The sequence below is a fragment of the uncultured Anaerococcus sp. genome (assembly GCF_937934665.1).
GTDB lineage: Bacteria > Bacillota > Clostridia > Tissierellales > Peptoniphilaceae > Anaerococcus.
In genome coordinates, this window is record NZ_CALGYW010000096.1 from 1 (window position 1) to 2,977 (window position 2,977).

Sequence of the window (2,977 nt, forward strand, 5' to 3'; positions counted from 1 at the left end):
GTAACACCAATTCCACACAATGGATGTAGACCACCAAAGAGAAGAAGAGTTTAATAAGGAGATATTATGGCAGTAAGCAAAGATCCAGTATACAAAAAAGCTAGAGCTTTAGGAATTTCTCCAGCCTACCTAGGATACACAGGTTCTTCAAATAGAGCTCTTCCAAGAAGAAGAAGCAAACTATCTGAATATGGTATGCAACAAAGAGAAAAACAAAAAGCTAAATTTATTTACGGCGTAAGTGAAAAACAATTTAGAGGCTACTATGACAAGGCAAGCAGAATGAAGGGTCAAACAGGTGAACAACTTATAATCCTTTGTGAAAGAAGACTTGACAATATAGCATTTAGATCAGGCCTTGCAAGAACAAGAAGAGAAGCAAGACAAATCGTAACACACGGTCACCTACTCGTAAATGGTAAGCAAGTAGACATCCCATCATACCTAGTAGAAGAAGGCGATGTTATCGAAGTTAGAGAAAAATCTAGAACAAACACACTATTTAAAGCCATCAAAGAAGTAAATGCATCATTTGGTGTAGTTGAATGGTTAGATAGCGATATAGAAAACCTAAAAGTAAAAGTAGAAAAGTTCCCAACAAGAGAAGAAATCGACATACCTGTTGAAGAACGTATGATAGTAGAGTTCTACTCTAAGTAGATTAAATAATAGTTAGAACTAAGGAGCTACCATGATCGATAAAATAGAAACAAATATAGAAATATTGGATATAAACGAAGAAGACCACTATGGAAAATTCGCCCTATATCCACTTGAGCGAGGATATGGTACAACCATTGGGAACAGCATGAGAAGGGTGCTTTTATCATCCTTACCTGGTTCTAGCGTCTCAAAAATACTAATCGATGGAGTACTTCATGAATTTTCTATAATTGATGGAGTGGTTGAAGACGTTCCTGAAATAATACTAAACATCAAGGGTCTAAATGTAAAAAAACATTCAGACGAAGATGTAACCTTATTTCTAGAAATTGAAGGACCAAAGATAGTAACAGCCAAAGATATAAAAGAAGATGCCTTAGTTGAAATAGCCAATCCAGACCATTATATAGCAACAGTAAACGATAAAAGTAAGCTACTAATAGCAATGGATGTTACAAATGGAAATGGCTATAGGATATCTGAAGAGAACAAAGATGAAAAAGATCCTATTGGAACTATCGCTATAGATTCATCCTTCACCCCAGTAGAAAAAGTAAACTTCACAGTTGAAAACACCAGGGTAGGAGAATCAACAGACTATGATAAGCTAATCATAGAAGTATGGACAAATGGAACAGTAACTCCACAAGAAGCCCTAGCAGAAGGTTCATCAATCTTAATGGACAACTTCTCCTTCTTCAAAGAACTACCTGGAAAGACATTCCCACCAGAAGAAGTCGAAGTAGAAGAAGAAGACGTAGAAGAAGATATTAATGAAGATCTAGAAAAAACTATAGAAGAGTTAGACCTATCATTAAGATCATTTAACTGCCTAAAAAGAGCAGGCTTCAATACAGTGGCTGATATAATTGAAGTTCCAGAATCAGAACTAAAGACAATCAAAAACTTCGGAAAGAAATCATTAACTGAAGTAATAGACAAAATCCATGATCTTGGATTTTCCCTAAAAGATGAATAGGAGGAAATATGGCAGGCAAAAGAAAACTTGGTAGAAGAACAGACCATAGAGATGCTATGCTAAGAAACCTAGTGGGTTCATTATTTGAACACGGCAGAATAGAAACTACCTTATCAAGAGCCAAAGAAACTCAAAAAATGGCAGAAAAAATGATAACTCTAGGTAAGAGAAACACACTTCACACAAGAAGACAAGCAGCAAGCTATCTTTACGAGCCAAAACTTGTACAAAAACTATTTTCTGAAATCGCACCAGAATACGAAGACAGAAACGGTGGATACACAAGAGTACTAAAACTAGGACCAAGAAGAGGCGACGGATCAGAACGCGCTATCATCGAGCTAGTTTAAGCTAATAAGCCCATTTTCGCGGCTATGGGCTTGGTTTATTTAGATTATAATTTAAATAAAGGGCACCCCTTAAGGGGTGTTTTTTCTTGTATGACGGCCATGTTCTAATGCTGAGTTGTAAATTCCCTAAGTATCGTGGTTGTTGACGAATCCCATAGCGACTTGCAAGTTTTACACGGCGACGTGTAGGAGAGAAGATGCAATAGCGAAATCGTGCCTTGACGAACAGGAACAGAATACAAGGCGTAACAGGTGGGCAAGCTAGTCAAAGGTAGCAAAGACTGTAAATGCTAAAATAAGAATGTACAAAAGTGATCAAATATAAATGTACATATAAAAACTAAATTGGATAATACATTTAATAAGACAATCCGGAGAATATATGTATTACCAATTAGAAATTAAGGATTCAAAATATTTTGAAACTTGGATAGTGAAATTAAGCTAGACACTTTTAAATGAAATAAAAAGCCATTTATGATACACTTAAATTACACGAAAACATTAAGGAGTATCATAATGGCTTACAATAATCTTATCATAAAAGAGTTAATTTGGATAGAGCAATACTATAAATCTGGAGAAAAAGTTACAAATATAGCAAAATACCTATCAAGGGCAAGACAAACCATATACAACGTAATAAATTGGTTAAAAAAAGGTTCAACTATACAAGAATACTATGAAAACTACAAGAAAAACAAGTAAAAATGTGGAGCCAAAACTAAGCAATTAAGCGATGAAGAATATGATTATGTTCTTGACAAAGTAAATAAAGGATGGACACCTGATGTAATAGTAGGCAGGGGTGAAACAAAACTATCATTGAGTTCAAGAACACTCTACAGAAGATTTAAAGATGGGACTTTAGAAGTAAAACTTCTACCAATAAAAGGCAAAAGAAAAAAGAATGGTAGTGTAGAGAAAAGAGGAAAACAAGCCTTTAAAAGAAGCATCCATGATAGAAAGAAATAATATCCAAGTT

4 protein-coding genes are annotated in these 2,977 nt (G+C 34.9%); all 4 read left to right on the forward strand.

Going from position 1 to position 2,977, the window contains the following annotated elements; all coding sequences use genetic code 11:
* The first annotated feature begins 66 nt into the window (after nucleotides 1-66).
* The 4 genes from rpsD to Q0410_RS05250 all read left to right on the forward strand — a co-directional run bounded on the left by rpsD (nucleotide 67) and on the right by Q0410_RS05250 (nucleotide 2,700).
* Nucleotides 67-660 (forward strand): 30S ribosomal protein S4, encoded by a 594-nt coding sequence (gene rpsD / locus Q0410_RS05235; protein WP_299033836.1) that lies wholly within the window; start codon nucleotides 67-69, stop codon nucleotides 658-660.
* A gap of 31 nt (nucleotides 661-691) precedes the next feature.
* The gene (locus Q0410_RS05240) at nucleotides 692-1,642 is read left to right on the forward strand and encodes a DNA-directed RNA polymerase subunit alpha (protein WP_299033840.1); all 951 of its coding nucleotides are present in this window, start codon (nucleotides 692-694) and stop codon (nucleotides 1,640-1,642) included.
* 8 nt (nucleotides 1,643-1,650) lie between these two features.
* Nucleotides 1,651-1,992, forward strand: a complete 342-nt coding sequence (rplQ, locus tag Q0410_RS05245) for a 50S ribosomal protein L17 (protein ID WP_299033842.1) — start codon at nucleotides 1,651-1,653, stop codon at nucleotides 1,990-1,992.
* A gap of 519 nt (nucleotides 1,993-2,511) precedes the next feature.
* The gene (locus tag Q0410_RS05250) at nucleotides 2,512-2,700 is read left to right on the forward strand and encodes a hypothetical protein (RefSeq protein ID WP_299033845.1); all 189 of its coding nucleotides are present in this window, start codon (nucleotides 2,512-2,514) and stop codon (nucleotides 2,698-2,700) included.
* Nucleotides 2,701-2,977 lie beyond the last annotated feature (277 nt).